16 protein-coding genes are annotated in these 16,180 nt (G+C 68.3%); 6 read left to right on the top strand and 10 right to left on the bottom strand.

Annotated features, from left to right (window positions below):
* Window positions 1-42 precede the first annotated feature (42 nt).
* On the bottom strand, window positions 43-1,080 hold the full coding sequence (locus ACVWYS_RS17405) for a universal stress protein (RefSeq protein ID WP_344361229.1): 1,038 nt from the start codon (window positions 1,078-1,080) through the stop codon (window positions 43-45).
* A gap of 481 nt (window positions 1,081-1,561) precedes the next feature.
* Between ACVWYS_RS17405 and ACVWYS_RS17410 the strand changes: the two genes are divergently transcribed.
* Window positions 1,562-2,191, top strand: coding sequence for an NAD(P)/FAD-dependent oxidoreductase (locus tag ACVWYS_RS17410; protein ID WP_116765549.1), 630 nt, complete (start codon window positions 1,562-1,564; stop codon window positions 2,189-2,191).
* Window positions 2,192-2,262: 71 nt separating this feature from the next.
* On the opposite strand, the gene ACVWYS_RS17415 is transcribed toward ACVWYS_RS17410, so the two are convergent.
* Window positions 2,263-2,880, bottom strand: a complete 618-nt coding sequence (locus ACVWYS_RS17415) for a copper resistance CopC family protein (RefSeq protein WP_116765548.1) — start codon at window positions 2,878-2,880, stop codon at window positions 2,263-2,265.
* 109 nt (window positions 2,881-2,989) lie between these two features.
* Here ACVWYS_RS17415 and ACVWYS_RS17420 point away from each other — a divergent pair, with 109 nt between their 5' ends.
* Both ACVWYS_RS17420 and hutG read left to right on the top strand, forming a co-directional pair.
* Entirely contained in the window at window positions 2,990-4,432 is a 1,443-nt protein-coding gene (locus ACVWYS_RS17420; RefSeq protein WP_116765547.1) for an NCS2 family permease, read from the top strand.
* A 197-nt stretch (window positions 4,433-4,629) separates the two neighbouring features.
* Window positions 4,630-5,592: a formimidoylglutamase gene (hutG, locus tag ACVWYS_RS17425; RefSeq protein ID WP_456510139.1), complete on the top strand. Its 963-nt coding sequence runs from the start codon at window positions 4,630-4,632 to the stop codon at window positions 5,590-5,592.
* A gap of 3 nt (window positions 5,593-5,595) precedes the next feature.
* Here hutG and ACVWYS_RS17430 read toward each other — a convergent pair whose 3' ends face one another.
* Window positions 5,596-6,219 (bottom strand): TetR/AcrR family transcriptional regulator, encoded by a 624-nt coding sequence (locus ACVWYS_RS17430; protein WP_344361235.1) that lies wholly within the window; start codon window positions 6,217-6,219, stop codon window positions 5,596-5,598.
* Window positions 6,220-6,298: 79 nt separating this feature from the next.
* On the opposite strand from ACVWYS_RS17430, the gene ACVWYS_RS17435 reads away from it, so the two are divergent.
* The gene (locus ACVWYS_RS17435; RefSeq protein WP_344361238.1) at window positions 6,299-6,835 is read left to right on the top strand and encodes a cupin domain-containing protein; all 537 of its coding nucleotides are present in this window, start codon (window positions 6,299-6,301) and stop codon (window positions 6,833-6,835) included.
* A gap of 172 nt (window positions 6,836-7,007) precedes the next feature.
* On the opposite strand, the gene ACVWYS_RS17440 is transcribed toward ACVWYS_RS17435, so the two are convergent.
* The 4 genes from ACVWYS_RS17440 to ACVWYS_RS17455 form a co-directional block, all read right to left on the bottom strand.
* The gene (locus ACVWYS_RS17440) at window positions 7,008-7,244 is read right to left on the bottom strand and encodes a hypothetical protein (protein ID WP_091250330.1); all 237 of its coding nucleotides are present in this window, start codon (window positions 7,242-7,244) and stop codon (window positions 7,008-7,010) included.
* A gap of 151 nt (window positions 7,245-7,395) precedes the next feature.
* Complete coding sequence (gene hutH, locus ACVWYS_RS17445) at window positions 7,396-8,988, bottom strand: histidine ammonia-lyase (RefSeq protein WP_456507669.1); 1,593 nt, start codon at window positions 8,986-8,988, stop codon at window positions 7,396-7,398.
* Window positions 8,989-9,104: 116 nt separating this feature from the next.
* Entirely contained in the window at window positions 9,105-10,802 is a 1,698-nt protein-coding gene (gene hutU / locus ACVWYS_RS17450; RefSeq protein ID WP_116765542.1) for a urocanate hydratase, read from the bottom strand.
* Between the two features lie 275 nt (window positions 10,803-11,077).
* Window positions 11,078-12,049 (bottom strand): IclR family transcriptional regulator, encoded by a 972-nt coding sequence (locus ACVWYS_RS17455; RefSeq protein ID WP_344361246.1) that lies wholly within the window; start codon window positions 12,047-12,049, stop codon window positions 11,078-11,080.
* A gap of 193 nt (window positions 12,050-12,242) precedes the next feature.
* Here ACVWYS_RS17455 and ACVWYS_RS17460 point away from each other — a divergent pair, with 193 nt between their 5' ends.
* Window positions 12,243-12,683, top strand: a complete 441-nt coding sequence (locus ACVWYS_RS17460; RefSeq protein ID WP_456507670.1) for a protein-tyrosine phosphatase family protein — start codon at window positions 12,243-12,245, stop codon at window positions 12,681-12,683.
* Between the two features lie 24 nt (window positions 12,684-12,707).
* Here the strand turns inward: ACVWYS_RS17460 and ACVWYS_RS17465 are convergent, their stop codons facing one another.
* Genes ACVWYS_RS17465 through ACVWYS_RS17475 form a run of 3 tightly spaced genes read right to left on the bottom strand, consistent with a single transcriptional unit; the run spans window position 12,708 to window position 14,376 of the window.
* On the bottom strand, window positions 12,708-13,679 hold the full coding sequence (locus ACVWYS_RS17465) for an NAD(P)-dependent alcohol dehydrogenase (RefSeq protein ID WP_456507671.1): 972 nt from the start codon (window positions 13,677-13,679) through the stop codon (window positions 12,708-12,710).
* Complete coding sequence (locus ACVWYS_RS17470) at window positions 13,676-13,909, bottom strand: helix-turn-helix transcriptional regulator (RefSeq protein ID WP_456507672.1); 234 nt, start codon at window positions 13,907-13,909, stop codon at window positions 13,676-13,678. Before ACVWYS_RS17470 ends, ACVWYS_RS17465 begins: the two co-directional genes overlap by 4 nt.
* Window positions 13,903-14,376 (bottom strand): hypothetical protein, encoded by a 474-nt coding sequence (locus ACVWYS_RS17475; protein ID WP_456507673.1) that lies wholly within the window; start codon window positions 14,374-14,376, stop codon window positions 13,903-13,905. Before ACVWYS_RS17475 ends, ACVWYS_RS17470 begins: the two co-directional genes overlap by 7 nt.
* Window positions 14,377-14,652: 276 nt before the next feature.
* Between ACVWYS_RS17475 and ACVWYS_RS17480 the strand changes: the two genes are divergently transcribed.
* Window positions 14,653-16,149: an amino acid permease gene (locus ACVWYS_RS17480; protein WP_116765536.1), complete on the top strand. Its 1,497-nt coding sequence runs from the start codon at window positions 14,653-14,655 to the stop codon at window positions 16,147-16,149.
* Window positions 16,150-16,180: the final 31 nt, after the last annotated feature.

Below are 16,180 nucleotides of genomic sequence, written 5' to 3' on the forward strand. Positions count from 1 at the left end.
TGCGGACCGTCCTTCCGGCGTCGAGCCCGTAGCCCCGGGCGGTTAGGAGTCGCCGAGCATCGGGCCGAAGCTGGCTCTGTCCGCCAGCCGGGGGTCGTCGCGGTCCGGCACCACCATGACCGGTCCCTTGGCATGGTGGAGGACGCCGTCGGTTGTGGAGCCCAGCAGCATTCCGGCGAAGCCGCCGCGGCCGCGGGTGCCGAGCACCACGAGTTCCACGTGCCGGCTGGCGCCCACGAGAATGTCGACGGGAGAACCGTCCACGAGCTGGGTCTCGACCTCCAGGCCGGGGAAGTGGCTCCGCACCCAGGCTACGCCGGCGTCGAGCTGGACCTTGATGTCCGCGAACAAGGCATCGCGGTCCATCGGGGTGGGCACCCAGGCCAGTGAGCCGGTGTACTGCGGCACGGCGCACACCAGCCGCAGTCGGGCGGAGAGCCGTTGGGCCTGTGCTGCAGCCTCAAGCACCGCGATGCGGGCCTGGTCGGAGCCGTCGACGCCGGCCACTACGACGTTCTCGACAGGCTGGTGGCCCGACTTCGCCCGTTCGGCCAGGACGTGCTTGTCGTCAGTGATTTCACCCAGGCGGTCCGCGCAGATCAGCGGAACGGTGACGGTAGGGCACTTCGCGTGGGCGGGCAGAGCACTGCTGACGGAGCCGAGCAGCCGGCCAACAAAGCCGCCGCGGCCGCGGGTTCCGAAAACCAGAAGTTCTGCCGTTTCGCTGATGTCCAGCAGTACGCCGGAGGCGTCGCCGTTCTCCACGGACGCGTCGACGTCGATGTTGTAGCCGGCCACCTTGTCCAGGGCGTGCTTGAGGATCGCTTCGGCGCCTTCGCGGATCACGGAGTCGTCCACGGTGGCGTAGCCGCCGTCGAGCCCGGATGCGGCAAAGATCGGAACCGAATAGGCGGTCACGATGTGCAGCGGGCGGCGACGGCGCTCCGCCTCGCGGGCTGCCCACACGAGGGCACAGTGGCTGTGGTCGGAGCCATCCACGCCCACCACGATGCCACGCGGAGGCGCCTGCTCGCCGCCGGTCTCCCCTGCCGGGTCCGGATGCACCTGTTCACGGCCCATGGGGTCCGCCTCCTCGCGATTCTTGCCTGATGTTGCGGCTATTCTGCCAGAAGTACCGGCGCCCGGCGTTCACCGGCGAGGCGGCCCCGAATCTGCGCCCAGGAACCCCTGTTTTTCCTCACTATTCCCCCTAAATTTCGAACACACAAGACGGCCGTCCGGGCGGGTCCGGCGGCCCTCGGCCGAAGGATTTACGCAGAGTTAACACGCTGTTTGCCGGCCTGGTTTCCCGGGCATTCGGGGCCGGATCCCCACGATGGCCGGCATGAAATCCGCGAAAATCCGGGACTTCGGCCAATGTCCTACCTCCCCTATCCATCGGCGCGAATCTTGGGTATCCTTCGAGGCGTTGCTGAACCGAGACCGGCATTACAGAACGCAGCTACTGGGGTTGCTGCGGCCGGAACCAGGTTTCGGTCAGCGTCCGGGGTTTCACCCCGCGACTGGCACCATTTCGAGGAGGAACCCTGCAGTGTCGAGCATGCCTTTGTACGGCGGGATTGAGCGGACTACGGCCGTAGTCATCGGGACGGGTCTGTCCGGGCTGGCTGTGGCCAGCGAGCTCCAGCGCCGCGGCGTCGCGTCCATCATTGTGGACGGCCTGGACCTTCTGGGGTCCGGCCATCCGGCCAACACCTCCTCGCTCCAGCGCTGCGACGCGGCGGATGCCGCGAGCCTGAAGGAGCGCAACGAAATCCTGCGGCACCTGCGCAATTACGCGGCAAGCCACAAGCTCGATGTGCGGAACAACATCCGGGCCCTGCAGCTGGACCACCTTGAGGCCGGGGCCGACGGGGCCCCCACCGAACAGTGGGCAGTCCAGACCCCCGGCGGTGTCCTCCTGGCCGACCACCTCGTCCTGACCCGCTGCGCCCACAGCCAGCTGCGCCGCATGCTCTCGCAACTCGGCATGGCGGCCGGACAGAACCTCATGGCGGCGATGCATGCCCTCGGGATGTACCTCGTGGGGGTCGGCGAGCTCATTACCCCCACGCCCAAGGAGGTCCTGCGCCAGGCCAAGGTGGTGGGGCAGGCGATCTCCGCCAAGGTCTACCCGGACGGCCTCCCCACGCTCCTTCCGGGCGGCTTCGCCCTGGCGGCTCCCGCTTAGCAACGCGGGGCCAGTTATGGCCTATCAGAGGGCGCCGGATGGGTCACAACTGATCCCGCGTTGCTTTTGGTTCAGCTGTCGGCGTCGCTGCCTGAGTCGTCGGCGGTTTCGCTGTCCGCGTCCGGGGTGAGGCGGCGTTTGGCCATCAGGCCCAGGGCCACCAGGATGCCGACCCCCACCGCGACGAAGCCCATGACGCTCCAGGGAAACGGCTGCGATGCATCCGGCACCGGGGCCGGCGCCTGCGTTGCGCCCGGCTGGGCGGTGCCCATCGTTGGGACTGCGGAAGCCGCCGTCGTGCCCGATGCGGCGGCGGTGGCGGTGAATGTGAAGCTGCCCTCGATCGGGTGGCCGTCGGAGCTGGCCACCCGCCACCGCACGGTGTAGAGCCCTGCAGGGGCGCCGGACTTTAGTTTCTGTGAAGCGACGTTGTCCACGATCTCCACGGAACCGTCCGCCCAGTTGGCGCCGGTGGCGTCGTTGACCAGGATCTCCGAGCCCAGGGCCAGCGGATTGTGGTTGAACGTGACGGAGACCTTGTCCGGAGGTGTGGCCACGGTGGCTCCGGAGGCCGGGCTCGTGGACTCCGCGGTATCGTGCGCCGACGCCGGGCCGACGGCTCCCAGCAGGACGGCCGCAAAGACGACGGCGCCCAGCAGGGCACTCAAAAGGTGTCGGACAGGGCGCATGGGCAGGCTACTCCTAGTGTTGTCTTCCTTACAGACTAGGCGAAAACAAAGGGTTGGCCGCGGGGCTCCCAATAGGATTTAGGCAACACCCATCACTCCCGGAGGACTAATGCTCAAGCAGGGCTCTGCACTCGACCGGTATTTCAAGATTTCCGAGCGGGGGTCGAACTTCTCGCGCGAGATCCGCGGAGGGTTCGCCACGTTCTTCGCCATGAGCTACATCGTGGTGCTAAACCCGCTGATCCTCTCCGGGCCCGACTCGACAGGCACGACGCTCGGCTTCCCAGCGGTCGCCGCAACCACCGCCTTCGTGGCGGGCATCCTCACGATCCTCATGGGCGCGTGGGCCAAACATCCCTTTGCCCTGGCAACCGGACTCGGCGTCAACGCGTTCGTCGCCGTCACGGTGGCCACCAACCCCGGGCTGTCCTGGCCGGACATGATGGGCCTGGTGATGCTCTCCGGCATCACCATGCTGATCCTGGTCCTCACCGGCTTCCGGACGGCCGTGTTCAAGGCCGTCCCCGACGGGCTCAAGACCGCGATCGTGGTCGGCATCGGCCTCTTCATCGCCCTGATCGGCCTCGTCAACGCGGGCTTCGTGCGCCGCATCCCGGATGTCGCCGGCACCACCGTTCCGGTCGGCCTGGGCTTCGACGGCAAGCTGCTGGGCTGGCCCACCTTCGTATTCGTCTTCGGCCTGATCCTGACCATCGCCCTGGTGGTGCGCAAGGTCAAGGGCGCCATCCTGATCGGCATCGTCGCCTCGACCATCCTGTCCGTGATCCTGGAATCCACCCTGCACATTGGTCCCAGCTTCGACGGCAAGACCCACAACCCGCAGGGCTGGTCCCTTGTCGCGCCCAAGTTCTCCGAGTGGGCCGCCCCGGACCTGTCTCTGATCGGCAAGGCCAACCCGTTCGGCGCCTTTGAGCACCTCGGCTTCGTCGCCGCCACCCTGCTGGCCTTCGTGATCCTGCTCAGCATCTTCTTCGATGCCATGGGCACCATGGTGGGCCTGGCCACCGAGGCCGGCACGATCGACAAGAACGGCAACATCCCCAACGTTGACCGTGTACTGCAGGTGGACGCCCTCGGCGCGATCATCGGCGGCGGCGCTTCCGTCTCCTCGAACCAGATCTACGTCGAATCCGGCGCCGGCATCGGCGAAGGCGCCCGCACCGGCCTGGCATCCATCGTCACGGGCCTGCTGTTCCTCGTGGCCATGTTCTTCACCCCGCTGATCAACCTCGTGCCATTCGAGGCCGTTGCCCCGGCCCTCGTGATCGTCGGCTTCATGATGGTCTCGCAGGTCGGCAAGATCGACTGGCAGGACTTGGGCATCGCGATCCCGGCGTTCCTGACCTTCACCCTCATGCCGTTCACCTACTCGATCGCCAACGGCCTGGGCGCGGGCTTCATCACCTTCGTGCTGATCCGCCTGTTCCAGGGCCGGGCCCGCGAGGTGCACCCGCTCATGTGGGTTGTGGCTGCCGCGTTCACGCTGTTCTTCGCGATCGGCCCGATCGAGGCGGCCCTCGGCATCCACTAGGGTCCTCCCGCCTTTTCCATGCGCCGAGTTGGCATTTCGCGGCAGTGTTTTTCGAAAACATTGCCGCGAAACGCTAGCTCGGCGCTGCTGTTTGGGCGCCACCGTTTGTCCCCCCGCCAGGCGGGGTTTCCGGGATTCCGGACAGTCCCGGCGCGCAGCGGCTGGTGTTCGGGTGCCGGCTGAGGTGAGCTAGAACCATGGATTCTTCTGCGCTCACTGTTGATGTCCCGCCGCAGCCCTGGACCGGACGCTTCGATGGCGACGGCGCCGAGCACCGGCGCTGGTGGCAGGCCGTGGCCCCCTACGCCCCGCCCGCAAACCCGGCCACGGCCTCCTCCCGGACCCGGCCCGCCGTCATCCTCGGCTTCGGCAGCGATGAGGGCGTGCGCCGCAACAAGGGCCGCACCGGCGCCGCGGCCGCTCCCGCCGCCATCAGGGCCGCCCTGGGTCCGCTCGCCTTCCACCTCGACCGGGACGTGCTCGACGCCGGCGACGTAACCGTGCGCGATGAGTCTCTCGAGGCCGGGCAGGCACGCGCCGGGCAGGCCATCTCCCGGCTCATCGATGCCGGGCAGCTTCCGGTCGTTCTGGGCGGCGGCCACGAAACCGCGTTCGCCAGTTACCTCGGCGTCGCCGGATCGTCTGCCGTGCGCGGGGGCCTGAGAGTGGGCGTCCTGAACCTCGATGCCCACTTCGACCTCCGTGACGAGGCCGTGCCCAGTTCCGGGACGCCGTTCCTGCAGATGGCCCGCGCGGAAGCCGCCGCCGGCCGCGAACTGCGCTACGCCGTCGTCGGCATTTCCGAGCCGAACAACACCCGGGCGCTCTTCCGGACCGCCGCGGAACTCGGCGTGGACTACCTGCTGGACGAGGACTGCTCGGCGGAGGCCGCCCAGGCGTTTGTGGCCGCGTTCCTGGCGCAGGTGGACGCGCTGTACCTCACGATCGATCTGGACGTGCTGCCGGCCTCGGTGGCCCCCGGGGTGAGCGCCCCGGCTGCGTACGGGGTGCCGCTTCTGGTGATTAGTGCCGTGTGCCGGCAGGTCGCGGCGAGCGGGAAGCTCCTGCACCTGGATGTCGCCGAGCTGAACCCCGAGTTTGATATCGACGCCCGCACCGCGAAGGTGGCCGCCCGGCTGGTCAACACGCTGCTGGGGTAGGCGTCAGCCGGCAGCCGCCGGAGGGGGCCCGGACACGAGGGCCTGCCGGAGGAGTGCCTGCGCGGACCAGCGCATCGACGCCATGGCCTGCTCCCGTGAGAGCCCGCCGATGTCCGTCAGCCAGACGAGGGCCTCAATGCCGATCGCGCTGCGCACGGCCAGGGCCAGCGCCCGGATCCCGGGACCTGACAACGTCCCTTGGAGCGGAGCGAGCGCTTCCTCGATCCAGGCGATCGCCCGGCCTTGCCGCAGCGGCAGAGCCTGCGCCGGCTCCGCCGGGTCGCGTTCCAGGGACAGCCTGAGCATGGTGCGCTGCTGCGCCTCCGTGTTGACGATCAGCCTGGTGAACTCCAGCACCACGGCGTCCAGCCGCTCCGCGGGATCCTCGGGGGCGTCCGCCGGCAGCAGGGACTGCCGGACCGTTTCCGGGTGGGCCGCGGCGAGGAGCTCGCGCTGGCTCGGGAAGTACCGGTAGGCCGTGCTCCGGGCGACGCCGGCCGCTGCGGCGGTGCCATCAACAGTCGGGGCTTCCCCCGCCGCCACCGCCTCGCGGGCGGCCGCTACCAGAGCCTCGAACGTGCGGCGCTTCTGGCCCGTCCGGCCTGCGTCCTTGTAGGGGGTTGACATGGAATTCATGGTACTCCAGTCTTGTTATGGGACAAGAGTCCCATAAATTCCTCAGAAGCGATCCCGAAGAGGCGATCCCATGGAAGCGGTCAGCAGCCAGACAACCATCATCCGGACAAAAGGACAGGGCGAGCGCCGCTGGTTCTTCGGCGGAGGAGTTCACACCTGGAAAGCCAGGGCCGGTGAGACCGGCGGGGCGTTCCTGCTCTTCGAGGACCAGATGGCCGGCGGCAAGATGACACCGCTGCACAGCCACCCCGATTCAGACGAGACGATGTTCATCCTCGAGGGCGAGATCCTCATGCACGTCGACGGCGAGAATCACCGGATCGGCGCCGGCGGCCTCGCCGTGGCCCCGCGGGGAGTTCCCCACGCGTTCATGGTGGTGTCCGACTCCGCGCGGATGCTCTGCCTGCACACGCCCGGCTGCTGCGAGGCCTTCTACTGGGATGCGAGCACGCCGCTCTCCCCCGACGACTCTGCCGATGGTTCGTCCGGCGGCTCGGCGGACGGTTCAGCCCCGGCGGGCCCCGTGGACTTCAGCAAGGTACAGGAGTCGGCCCGCAGGAACGGCGGCATCGTGCTGTTGGGACCGCCGCCATTTGCGGCGCGCTAGCCGCGGCCGGGGGCAGAGGCGGCCGCAACCGGGCCTGACAGCGTCCGGTCCCGGCCGTGCCGGGGCCGTCGAATCGCCCTCCCGGAACGCCACCCGGAACGCAGAAAGTCCCCGTCCCCTCCCGGACCGCGAAGTGCGGAGCCGGGGAAGGGCGGGGACTTTCTCGTGCGAGTTAGACGCGGCGCACCTGGACGCCGTCGGACTGCAGGAAGAGCTGCGTCTCGGACGGCCCGGCGGGGACCAGCCAGAGGACGTTGCCGCTCAGTGAGACTTCTTCAACCTCACCGGCCGCAATGACCTGTGCGTGCTTGACGATTTCGACCCGTTCGCCGACCCGGAGGCCGCTCCAGTCGGAAACCGTGGCTGCGGATGCAAGGCGTCTGGACAGTACCGTGCCGCGTGCTTTCATTGAACTTCTACCCCTTTGTATGTGTTCTTTGCCACAACTTCGTTGGTGTGGACTTCCATTTGTACTACAGTTCCCGGGCCCCCGCTGGCCGTGTCGCCAAAGATTTCGGGGGCGCCGGGAAATGTTCAACTGCAGTGCACTTTGTTTCTTCTCAGGCGAGATTTCCAACAGCCGATTCGGCCGCCGCCCGGACCGCACCCGACGCCACCAGGGCGTCCGCCGCTTCGAGCTCCGGCGACAGGAACCTGTCGGTGCCAGGACCGTTGACGACGTCGCGCAGCGCGGCGATCACGGCAGTACCCGCGGGGCCCGGAGTCAGTTCGCCGCCGGAGACCTGGGTGCGGATGTCCAGCGCCCGGGCCGAGGTCACGAGTTCGATCGCCAGAACGCGGCGCAGGTTCTCTACGGCGCGGCGGAGCTTGCGGGCCGCGTGCCACCCCATGGAGACGTGGTCCTCCTGCATCGCCGAGCTCGGGATCGAGTCCACCGACGCCGGGACGGCCAGCCGCTTATTGTCCGACACCAGGCCGGCCTGGGTGTACTGGGCGATCATGAGGCCCGAGTCGACGCCGGGGTCCGAGGCGAGGAAGGCCGGCAGTCCGTGCGAGCGTGCCGGGTCCAGCATCCGGTCGGTCCGGCGCTCGGCAATGGAGCTCAGGTCCGCGACGGCGATGGCCAGGAAGTCCAGCACGTAGGCCACCGGGGCGCCGTGGAAATTGCCGTTGGAGCTGACGCGGCCGTCGGGCAGGACCACCGGGTTGTCGATCGCGGCGGCCAGTTCGCGGGAGGCGACCAGGGCTGCGTGGTCAACCGTGTCGCGGACGGCGCCGGCCACCTGGGGTGCGCAGCGCAGCGAGTAGGCGTCCTGGACCTTGGTGTCGTTGATCCGGTGCGAGGCCACGATCGGCGAGTCGGACAGGACCCGGAGCATGTTGTCCGCGGAGGCTGCCTGGCCCGGGTGCGGCCGGAGCGCGGCGTGCAGCTCGGGCAGGAACACCTGGTCCGTGCCGAGCAGCGCCTCAACGCTGAGCGCAGCGGTGATGTCCGCCGTCGTGAGCAGCTGGCGGATGTCCGCGATGGCCATCAGCAGCATGCCCAGCATGCCCTCGGTACCGTTGACGAGCGCCAGGCCCTCCTTCTCGGCCAGGGTGACGGGTTCAATGCCGTGGGCGGCGAGGAGTTCGGCTACGGGGCGCGCGCCCTTGGCGCCGTACAGCTCGCCATCGGGGCCCATCGCTTCGCCTTCGCCCATCAGGACCAGGGCGCAGTGGGACAGCGGCGCGAGGTCGCCGGAGCAGCCGAGCGAGCCGAATTCGCGGACCACCGGGGTGATGCCGGCGTTCAGGACATCCACCATGGTCTGCAGGACCACGGGGCGGACGCCGGTGCGGCCGGAGGCGAGGGTCTTGGCGCGCAGGAACATGATGCCGCGGACCACTTCGCGTTCCACGGCCGGGCCCATGCCGGCGGCGTGGCTACGGATCAGCGACTTCTGCAGCTGGGTGCGCAGCTCGTTGGGGATGTGCCGGTTGGCCAGCGCGCCGAAGCCGGTGGAGATGCCGTACGCCGGGACCTCGCTGTGGGCGAGGTCGTCGATGTGGGCGCGGACCTTGGCGACGGTGTCCAGGGCTTCCTGCGAGATGGTCACCTTGGCGTCGTGGCGGGCGACGGCAACGACGTCCTCGGGCGTGACGCCGCTGGAGCCGAGGGTGACGGTGAGCGGTTCGTGGGTTGTGAGAGTCATTGAAATCTACCTAAATCTGGTGGTTGAGCCAAGCTCCCCCGTCGATTGCTCCGCATCTGCCCTTTTCAAGGCTCAGAACGGCATTTACGGAGCAATCGACGGGTTTAGCGGCTGGGTTAGCGGGACTCGGTCATGGGGATGCGGACGCCGCGTTCCTTGGCGACCTCGAGGGCGCGGTCGTAGCCGGCGTCGGCGTGGCGGATGACGCCCATACCGGGGTCGTTGGTGAGGAGGCGCGCGAGCTTTTCCGCGGCGAGGTCGGTGCCGTCGGCGACGGAGACCTGACCGGCGTGGATGGAGCGGCCGATGCCGACGCCGCCGCCGTGGTGGATGGAGACCCACGTGGCGCCGGAGGCGGTGTTGAGCAGGGCGTTGAGCAGCGGCCAGTCGGCGATCGCGTCGGAGCCGTCGGCCATGGCCTCGGTTTCGCGGTACGGGGAGGCGACGGAGCCGGAGTCGAGGTGGTCGCGGCCGATCACGATGGGGGCCTTGACCTTGCCTTCCTTGACGAGTTGGTTGAACAGCAGGCCGGCCTTGGCGCGTTCGCCGTAGCCGAGCCAGCAGATGCGGGCCGGGAGGCCTTCGAATTCGACGCGCTCACCGGCGGCGTCGATCCAGCGGTGCAGGTGCTTGTTCTCGGGGAAGAGCTCCTTGATGGCCTTGTCCGTGACCGCGATGTCCTCGGGGTCGCCGGAAAGGGCAACCCAGCGGAACGGGCCGAGGCCTTCGCAGAACAGCGGGCGGATGTAGGCCGGGACGAAGCCGGGGAACTCAAAGGCGCGGTTGTAGCCGCCCTTGCGGGCCTCGTCGCGGATGGAGTTGCCGTAGTCGAAGACCTCGGCGCCGGCATCCTGGAACTCGACCATGGCCTGGACGTGCTTGGCCATGGAAGCCTGGGCCTTCTTCGTGAAGCCTTCCGGGTCCGCCGCGGCCTCGCGGTGCCATTCCTCGACCGTGATGCCCTCGGGCAGGTAGCTCAGGGGATCGTGTGCGGAGGTCTGGTCCGTGACGATGTCCACGGTGAGCTCGCCGGCGTTGTGGCGGCGCAGGATCTCCGGGAAGACCGTGGCGGCGTTGCCGACGTAGCCCACGGACCAGCCGCGGCGCTCTTCCTTGGCCTTGAGGACCTTGGCGATGGCGGCGTCGAGGTCGGTCTCTACCTCGTCGAGGTAGCGCTTGCCGACGCGGCGGCGCAGCCGGGTCTCGTCGACGTCGACAATCAGGCAGGCGCCGTCGTTCAGGGTGACGGCGAGCGGCTGGGCGCCGCCCATGCCGCCGCAGCCACCGGTGAGCGTCAGGGTGCCGGCGAGAGTGCCGTTCTCGTCCCCGGTGAGTTTGCGGGCGATCGCCGCGAAGGTCTCAAAGGTGCCCTGCAGGATGCCCTGGGTGCCGATGTAGATCCAGGACCCGGCGGTCATCTGGCCGTACATCATCAGGCCCTCGGCTTCGAGCCGGCGGAATTCGGGCCAGGTGGCCCAGTCGCCGACGAGGTTGGAGTTGGCCAGCAGGACGCGCGGCGCCCACTCGTTGGTGCGGAAGACGCCGACCGGCTTGCCGGACTGGACCAGAAGGGTCTCGTCCTTTTCCATGGTTTCCAGGGTGCGGGTGATGGCGTCGAACGCGGCCCAGCTTCGGACCGCGCGGCCGGTGCCGCCGTAGACCACGAGGTCATCGGGGCGCTCGGCGACCTCGGGGTCGAGGTTGTTCATGAGCATGCGCAGCGGGGCTTCCGTCTGCCAGCTCTTGGCGGTGAGCTCGGTGCCGCGGGCTGCTTTGACCGGGCGGGCACCGGTGGTGAAATCGGCGGGTGCCATGAGGGGCTCCTTTGTTTCGTGGTGGTGTCTGTGCTGAAGGTGTGTGCTGAAATGTGCTGCTGAATGAATCAGAGGGAATGAGGTTCTGTATCAACTAAAGCCTGTTCGAGGCCGCGTAAACAGGGCTTGCGGACGGGTGCTGTCCGGGATTTCAGACGCCTCCAATGCTCCCCGCTGCCGCATCCCCTCTCCCCCGTTGCGCTATCACTTATGGCGCCTAAAACACCCGAATAGGAGCCATAAGTGATAGCGCAACGGGGGGTTGGCGGGGCGGGTCAGGCGGGGCGGCCGTGGATCCGGATCGAGAGTTCGTCGGCGACCTTCTGGATCCGGGCGGCCAGAGCCGGCCACTGGTCTGCGGGCAGCTTGTCCTCGAGGAAAGTCACGGCGACGGCGGCGGTCGGCCACCCGACGTGGTCCGTCACGGCGGCGGCGATCGAGCCGAAGCCCGGCGTCACCTCACCGTGTTCGGTGGCGTAACCGCGCTGCCGGACCTGGTCCAGATGCGAGGACAGCGCGGAGTACTTCATGATGGGCGACTCGGTTTCGTGCCGGGCCGTGAATGCGGCGGCGTTCGGGTACAGGGCCCGCACCTGGGACTTCGGCAGCGCGGCAAGAATCGCGCGGCCGCTCGCGGTGAGGTGGCTGGGCAGCCGGACCCCGACGTCGGTCACGAGGGACGGGCGGTTTTTGGCCCGCTCTTCCACGATGTAGAGCACGTCGCGGCCGTGCAGCACGGCCAGGTGCGCGCTTTCGCCGATCACATCCACGAGCGAGGCAAGCATGGGCCGGCCCAGCCGGGACAGCGGCTCCTGGCGGGAATAGGCCGAACTGAGTTCGAACGCGCTGATGCCCAGGCCGTAGCGCTGCTCCTCGTGGAGGTGCAGCACAAATCCGTTCGCCTCCATCACGCCGAGCAGGTGGTAGACGCTGGAGCGCGGCAAGCCCAACGCGGTGGCAATGTTCGACGCCGCCATCGGCCCCCGCCTGGAGGCCAGCAGTTTGAGGATGCGCAGTGTGTTTTCCGCCGCCGGCACCTTCGAGGCCACCTTTCCGGCGGCGGCCCGGCGGACGGGCTTGGGTGCAGGCGCGCCGGGAGCGGCGGGGGCGATCACGGTCGCGGCGTCAGGAGCGGTTCCGAGGGTGCTCACGGCGCCTCCCGCGGCGCTGCTTGCCGGGCCGGCCGGGGCATTTCCGGGCGCCGCGGAAGCGGGCAGATGGTTCAGGGTAGGGCTGGTGGCTGGCATGGATCCTCTTCGAAAAACGGTTGGTGTCCGGTATCCCGTACTTAAGCATGCGCCCGGCGGGGCAGGCCCGCCAGACCGTCAGCCGCACGCCCTGTCTGGAATACCGGACAATCCCGCGTTCGACGCATCCGCCCGCCGGCCCCGCCCCGCAACCCTGCCCCGCCTATCCCGCCGAAGGACTACGATCTGGAGCATGAAGCAGACGTGGGAGCCGGCCCAGGACGGCGTCCTGGTTCTTCCTTCCGGCCGGAGCATCCGCGGCCGCGGTCTGCACTATCCGCTGCCCGCCGGCCCGCTTCCCGAATTCGGCCTGTACCTGCTGGGGCAGCAGCCGCCCCCGGTGGAATGGGATTCCAGATGGCTCCTCTGGCCGGACCTGCGGCTGCCCGCGGACCGGCCGGACGCACTTGACGCGTTCCGGGAAGCCTGGCGCCGGGCCGCGACCGAACGGGTTGAAGTGGCCTGCTGGCGCGGCATCGGCCGGACGGGCACCGCACTGGCGTGCATCGCCATCCTCGACGGCGTCCCGCCCGGCCAGGCGGTGTCCTACGTCCGCCGCCAGTACCGGCGCCTGACGGTGGAAACGCCGTGGCAGCGCCTCTACGTGGCCCGCTTCCGCGGGGACACACCGTAGGACGCGCTCAAACAGCAAAGACGGTCACACGGTGACGACGGCCTTCCCGCGGACCTGGCCGTCGCGCAGGTCCCGGATCGCGGCCGGCGCGTCGGCCAGGGCGTAGCACCTGCCGACAACCGGCGTCACCGCGCCGGCCTCGATGAGCCCGGCCAGGAACCGGAGGTCCTCGGCGCGCTCTGTCGACATGACGCCCTTGAGCTGCTGGCCGACGAACGCGGAGAGCAGTGCCGCGCGGAGGGACCGTTCAAATCCGCCCGTGAGCCGCCCGCCGCCTTCCCCGCCGACGATGGCGAGGGTTCCCTTGGGTTTGAGGGCCCGTCGGAGGACGGAGAGCCGGCGGTTGCCGGCGGTGTCGACAATGAGGTCGAACTGCCTGGCCCCGTCCGCGAAGTCGTCGTGCGTGTAGTCAATGACATGGTCCGCGCCGATCGACCGGACCAGATCGGTCTTCGCAGTGCTGCACACCCCTGTCACCTCCGCCCCGAACGCCTTGGCGAGTTGCACCGCGTACGCGCCGACGCCGCCGGCCGCGCCGATGACGAGGACGTCCTGCCCGGGCTGGACCTTGCCGGTGTCCCGGAGCGCCTGGAGGGCCGTGACGGCGGAGATGGGAACGGCGGCGGCCTGCTCGAAACTGAGGTTCTTCGGCTTCAGCGCAAGACGGCTTTCCTTCGCGCACACGTATTCGGCGAAGGATCCCTCGCACGTCCCGTATACCTCGTCGCCGGGCCTGAAGCCGACCACACTCCGGCCGACGGCCTCCACGCGGCCCGCCACGGCCCGGCCCCGGATGCGCGTCTTCGGTTTCGTCAGCCCGTAGCCTGCAACCCGGGTCAGGTACGGCAGGCCGGTCATGAGGTGCCAGACGCCCTGGTCGACGCCGGCGGCCCGGACCCGGATCAGCACGTCGTCGTCGCCGGGGACGGGAACGTCGACGTCGCGCAGCTCCAGCACCTCAACGGAACCGTAGGTGTCCTGAATGATCGCTTTCATGATGCTTCTCCTTCAGAGTCGGGGTACTGGAAGACGTCGTCGAGCGGAACGTTGAGAACATGGGCAATCTGGAACGCCAGCTCCAACGACGGCGAGTAGCGGCCCTGTTCGATCGCGATGACAGTCTGCCGGGTCACGCCGATTCGATCGGCGAGTTCCGCCTGGGTCAGTTCGCCGTTTTCGAACCGCAGGCGCCGGATGGAGTTCGTGACCCTGGTCGGCTTCACCACGTCTGGAAGCCCCGCCGGTAGGCCACGATCTTCGCCACGGAGGCCAGGATCGCCGAGGCCACGAAGGCCAGGTAGATGGCGTTGGCGATCCAGAACTGATTCACCTCGGCCATGGCCATGATGAGCGCCGCCACCGCCCCGATGACCACAAAGGACTGGCCGATATGCTCGCCGAAGCGATAGATCTCCCTGTCCCGCTGGTCCTTCATGCCAGCGCCCTTGGCGGAGAGGCTGCGGATGAGAATGTGGAGGACGATCGACAGGACGATCGAGCTGCCGACCGTCCAGAGCAGCGGCGCCACGTACGGCACGTCCGTGAGCGGCATGCTCCCGGCCAGCCCGAGGACTGCCGCCAGATACACCGCGTAGGCTCCGGCCGCCAGCACCCCCATGATCCAGGCGCTCTTTTCTTCGAATGACATGTGCCGCTCCCGCGCGATGAACCGGATGTAAAACAAACCTGACATGGCAAAAGTAAAGAAAACCTAACATGATGTCAAGAGTTTTCGACTTTCTCGGGTTGCCCGCGCGGAATTTCCCCACCTTTGACCCCACGACGCCGGGACGCGCCGGCGTCACGGCGCCACGCGCCGTCGAGCCCCGGCAAAGGTGGGGAAACCCGGGCGCGGCCCGCCGCATAGTCTGAAATCAAAGACACGAAGTCCCCGTGAGGCTCATCACAGCAGTGCCGGACATGGTCTGCTGGATAGCGATCCCCCTCCCAATGACGAGAAGGTATTCGCATGCAACAAGCCCAAACCGCCACCAAGCCGGCACCTGCAGAGGCAGGCACCGGCGGCGCAGCCACCGCCGTCGGCGCCGCCGTCGATTCCGTACTCAGCAGGGGGCTGAACGTCCGCCACATCCGCTTCATGGCGCTGGGCTCGGCGATCGGCACGGGGCTGTTCTACGGCTCCGCGTCCGCCATCCAGAAGGCCGGCCCCGCCGTCCTGCTGGCGTACATGATCGGCGGCGCCGCGGTCTTCATGGTGATGCGCGCCCTGGGTGAAATGGCGGTGCGGCATCCGGTGTCCGGGTCCTTCGGCCAGTACGCGAGCCGCTACCTGGGCCCGCTCGCCGGGTTCGTGACCGGCTGGACCTACGTCTTCGAGATGGCAATCGTCGCCATCGCGGATGTCACGGCCTTCAGCATCTACATGGGATTCTGGTTCCCCGGCGTGGAGCGCTGGGTCTGGGTCCTGGCCATCATCTTCTTCCTGGCGGCCCTGAACCTGCTCAGCGTCAAGGTCTTCGGCGAACTGGAGTTCTGGTTCTCCCTGATCAAGGTGGCGGCCATCATCGCCATGATCGCCGGCGGCGCCGCGATCATCGTCTTCGGCTTCCAGACCGGCGGCGCCACCGTGGCGCCTGGGCTCGGCAACCTTGTTGATCACGGGGGCCTGTTCCCCAACGGGTTCGAAGGGCTCCTGGCCTCATTCGCGGTAGTGATGTTCGCGTTTGGCGGGGTGGAAACCCTGGGCATCACCGCCGGTGAAGCCGCCGATCCGAAAAAGGTCATCCCCAAGGCCGTCAACACCGTCCCCGTGCGCGTCCTGCTGTTCTACGTGCTGACCCTCGGCGTGCTGATGAGCCTGTTCCCGTGGGACGAGATCGGCAGCAACGGCAGCCCCTTCGTGCAGATCTTCAGCAGCCTGGGCATCCCGGCCGCGCCCCACATCCTCAACGCCGTGGTGATCACGGCGGCGCTCTCGGCCGTCAACAGCGACATCTTCGGCGCCGGCCGGATCCTCTTCGGCCTGGCCCGGCAGGGCCACGCCCCGGCGAGCTTCGGCAAGGTCTCCCGTCACGGGGTGCCGTGGATGACCGTGGTGATGATGACGGGCATCCTGCTCGTGGGGGTCGTCCTGAACGCCGTGATCCCGGAGGACGTGTTCCTGATCATCGCCTCGATCGCTACCTTCGCGACCGTCTGGGTCTGGGCCATGATCCTGGCCTCCCATGTCGCCATGAAACGCGAGATCGCCCGCAAGGGACTGCCGGCGTCGGAGTTCCCGTCCCCCTGGTGGCCCGCCGCATCCGTGCTGACCATCGCCTTCATGGCCCTGGTGATCGTGATCCTGGGCGCCTTCGAGGACACCCGGGTGGCCCTATACGTCGGTGCCGTCTGGCTCTGCCTCCTGGTGCTCGCCTACCGGCTCTGGGTCCGCGGCCACGGCCGGGCCCGGGCCGAACTCACCGACGAAACGGCCCAGCTCCAGCAGGTTCCTGCGGGGCGGTAATCATGTCTCCCCCTCCCGGGCCCCTCCCGGG

This window comes from Arthrobacter sp. TE12231, from assembly GCF_054062895.1.